Here is a 4,109-nt window from a genome sequence, read left to right as displayed (position 1 = left end):
GCCTCAGCGCATGACATGGAGATGGTTCGTTTGATCGAGAGAAATCTGACTGACCCGAGGCCGGAAGTGAAAAGACCACCCGGAGGTGGTCTTTTCGCCCTAAGCGAATGCCAACTGAATGATGACGCGAAGGGATTGTGGGTTCATTTTAGCGATTCATTGAGCGGCCACATGCCGATGACGACCTCGCGACCTGAAGCGGAAATCGTAGGCTGCGGCCGGTCGACACCCGGCGTCGCCGCGGAACGCGAACCGGTGGATGGGCGTCGGGGACGCGAGTGGTGCTGGAGGCTCAGCGTTGGCTCGAGAGGAAGTCGTTCCGCTCCCCTTTCCTGGCCGACTGCAGCGTCTATGAGACTCGGCCAATGGACGGCAGGGTCCTCCTCAATCTGGACAACGACGATATCCTGTGCCGCTGGGCGCCAGCCGTGCAGACCCCGATTCCCATGCGGCCACCGGCCAGTTCCAGGCGAAGTTTCTGATGGCGCAGCCCAAGGCCGAGCTGGCCGACATCCGCGACTTCTAAAAGCTGCCGTCCAACTCGCGCTGCAGGAGCATCGCGCTGCCGGGCAACCCAGACGGCAAGCCCGGCCACCGACGAGCTTGAGATCCGTTCAATTGTTTGCTAACAAATAAGTGAGCACTCGCTAAATCGGTGCTGGATGGCCCACCGCGGACCGAGTCGAAGCGTGGAAGGTCGAATCCAAGCTACATGCCCGCGACGCCCTGTGYGAGCGCGAAATCGAGCAACACCCTGTCGGACGGTTCTTCCGGCCAGGTGATCTGCGCGAGCCACCGATGAAACGTGGTCGCCGCGATCCGACTGCCCGGACCGTCGCGCCGCCACGCACGCGCGATCGGAGCGGCCATCACTTCCAGCCGATCAATCTCGAACCGGGAGCGCATCTCGGACTGCATGGCTTCGGGCATTTCGAGGTAAAGGGCCTTGGCCTTCTGCATCCGGTCGTGATCCCACAGTTCGCGTATCCGGTGCATGCGCTCTCCCCCCGTCAGCGCGGTTGCGGGCCGCGCTGACGGGGGCGGTGGCAAGGCCGCAGGGGGGACTGGTCCCTTGACGCCCGCGTAGCCCTTCTTGAGGGCATCCTTGAAATACGCGGCCGGCGACTTGAGGGCCGGCAACGCCTGGCTGCGCAGGCGCTGCTCGACGTGCTCCAGTGTGCCGCGCAGCTGGCCCTCGTCGGTGCTCGCGTACAGATCCTGCGCCTCGTCCTGCTTCATGCCGAGCGCGATCAGCTTGCCGACCAGTTCCAGGTCGAAGACATTCCGGCTCGGATCGTCAGCCGCGCCCAGGCGCTGCTGGACCTTCGGCACCACCCTGAACTGGATCTCCTCGATGCGTCGGCCGCGCTTGTGCTCGATCAGTTCCAGGCTGAAGTCCTCGCACAGAGCCTCGATTTCCGCCAGCGCCTTGCTGATCACGTCGCGCTTGAGAAACCGGTAATCGACCTCGGTGATGTCACTGCGCCCGGTCAGCACCGCCGCCCACCACAGCACATCCTCGCGCATTGACAGCCGGCTGGGCGAGGTGAGGTAGCGCGCACCGATCTCGTACAGCACGGCGGCCGGATAGCTGCGCATCTGTCCGCTGATCTCGAGCAGCACGCGGGTGTACTGGTGGGGTTTGACCAGGCGCTCCCGGATTTCTTCCGGATAGCGCCAGGTGATCATGCAGGGCCGCCCCCTGCCCTGCTCTTCGATGGTCACGGTGCCGAGCAGTTGCGAGGACACCCAGCGCTTCAATCCGCTTCCGCTGGTCGACCATTCGATCGTCGTCGCTTGCATGTCGCGCAGGTGAGATTTGAGGAGTTCGGTGTTGTTCGAGTTGAACCGCGCATCGCCGATCAACTCGCTGAGCGCCAGCTTGTAGACGGGCTCGTCCACGCCTTGCCGCTGCGAGTGGTACAGCAGCGCGTTGTAGATGCGTCGCGACAGTAGCGTCAGCCGGCCACGTTTGGGACGAATGGCGATGGCCTCGTTGGCCTTGGCGACGCTTTGGTCTTCCGGAACCACCGGGGGCTTGGGCGGTGGCCGCGGAAACTCGCCCTCTTCCATGGGTTCTTTCGGGGGTTCAACTCGTTTCACATCATGCATGCTCTTTGTGAATTGGTCAATTCACATAAGCGACTTGAGCGACTTGAATCATTGAAACCAAACACTTGGGGAATTGAAGAGTTGACGGTGAGGTTTTCGCAATCGCGACAATGACTTACGCGCTGGATTGTGAGTACGGCTGGGATTGAACGTGAGAACGGTTGGGGTTTGAAGTGAGGTTGAATGGGATTCTGGACCGCCGGATGTGTGTCCCGATGGGGTTTGACGTGAGTGGACAAGGGGTTGTGTGCCCTGGAAGTGGGTATTGCGCCTCCGCCAAGGCACCTTGAGGCCCAAAAAGCAGCAAACGGCCTGTTCAACCCCCTTCGGGCATGGCGTTTGGGAGCGGCCGGATGGCCAAGATCCGTCCGGTTGCCCAATCACTCTCACACTTCGCGCGTCCAAAAAACACAGGTCTCTGGCAAATCTTGTTCATTCTACGGATTCCCATAGAATGGCCGGATTCCGTCGAATAAGGCCCTTCAAAATGGCATTGCCCGCTCCCGCCGTGGCTGGAAACCAGGTTTCCACACCCCCTCTCATTGCTCCGGCGCCCTCCCCCGTCCGGGCGCGCATCGACATGCCGCGCATCGCCGCCCTGGCGACCCGCGCCGGCTCCATGGTCGAGCAGATACGCGGCCGGCTGTTGGCACCGGAGGCCAGAAAGATCGCACCGACTTACTCTACCGCGCAACTGGCGGCCCTGTGCGGCGTTGACAAGGCGCACGTGGCCTATCGCATCACGAAGGAGGATCTGCCGTCGGGCCGGCTGACCCCTGCCGGGGGCAAGCGCATCTTCGAGTTGAGCGAGTTGCGCTCGTGGACCCGCACCTACCGCGCCGACAAGATGCGCCCCGCCGCCAGGAAGGCTTTCACCATTGCGGTGGGGAACTTCAAGGGTGGCGTCGCCAAGACCACCACCGCGATGGTCCTGGCGCAGGGACTGAGCCTGCGAGGCCATCGTGTGCTGGCCATCGACACCGACCCGCAGGGATCCCTGACGACCCTGCATGGCCTGCTTCCCGAAGCCGAGATCAGCGAGGACATGACGATTGCGCCGCTGTGCGATGGGACCGAATCGGACATCCGCTATGCGATCCGCTCGACCTACTGGGACGGCCTGGATCTCGTGGCCGCGGCCCCGTTCCTTTTCTCGGCGGAGTTCGCTCTGCCGGCGCGCCAGATGCAGGAACCCGGCGCCAAATTCTGGGACGTGCTGAACATCGGCCTCGAGAGCGTACGCGATCTCTATGACGTGATCGTGATCGACACCCCGCCCTCGCTGTCGTACGTCACCATCAATGCGCTCTGGGCAGCGAACGGCATCATCGTTCCGGTGCCGCCCTCAGGCCTGGACTTCGCGTCCTCGGCGCAGTTCTGGTCGCTGCTGGCCGACCTGGGCGGCAACCTCGATGCACAAAGCGGCGATCGCGCGGGCAAGGATTTCGACTTTCTGCATGTGCTACTCAGCCGGGTGGATCCGAGCGACCCGGCCACGCCAGCGGTTCGACAGTGGATCCAGGCCACCTATGGTGAATACACCCTGCCGGTAGAGATTCCAAAGACCAGCGTGACCAGCAACAAGGCGGCCGAGTTTGCGACGGTCTATGACGTGCAGAAGTACGAGGGTGCCGCCAAGACCTACAAGCGCGCCGCCGACGCCTACGACTCGTTCGTGGAATTGGTCGAGCAGTCGGTGGTCAGCGCCTGGCAGGACAAGGCCCAAGTGCAATGAGCGGCGAACCTGGCGCACTGGGCGAGACCGTGACCTTCGGTGGAAACCAGGTTTCCACGGCGCACGCAATGCCGGCGCAACGGCATGGATTCGGCCGCGGTGTGCGGAATTGCGCGCCACGTTCCGGCACCATGCGGGCGGCCACGGGGGAGGGCGCCGCCGCAGTTAGAAACTGCCCGAAGTCACCCCGGTTCGCAGGGGATCGCACCACCGGTGGAAACCTGGTTTCCACAGTGACGCATGCGCCCCGAGGGTGGAAACC

General features: G+C 63.2%; 2 protein-coding genes. One reads left to right on the top strand and one right to left on the bottom strand.

What is annotated here, in order from left to right; translation table 11 throughout:
* Positions 1 to 708: 708 nt before the first annotated feature.
* Positions 709 to 2,073, bottom strand: a complete 1,365-nt coding sequence (locus tag AC1DY5_RS44920) for a RepB family plasmid replication initiator protein (protein ID WP_478120869.1) — start codon at positions 2,071 to 2,073, stop codon at positions 709 to 711.
* Positions 2,074 to 2,692: 619 nt separating this feature from the next.
* Here AC1DY5_RS44920 and AC1DY5_RS44915 point away from each other — a divergent pair.
* On the top strand, positions 2,693 to 3,847 hold the full coding sequence (locus tag AC1DY5_RS44915; RefSeq protein WP_478120868.1) for an AAA family ATPase: 1,155 nt from the start codon (positions 2,693 to 2,695) through the stop codon (positions 3,845 to 3,847).
* The last annotated feature ends 262 nt before the right edge of the window (positions 3,848 to 4,109 follow it).

This window comes from Variovorax sp. P4_D9, assembly GCF_056401695.1.
Note: the sequence above shows the minus strand (reverse complement) of the source record. Positions and strands in the feature narration are given on the sequence as shown.

What these genes read in the sequence shown, in the direction of transcription:
- AC1DY5_RS44915 (WP_478120868.1), top strand. Translation starts at nt 2,693, where the DNA reads ATGCCGCGCATCGCCGCCCTGGCGACCCGCGCCGGCTCCATGGTCGAG.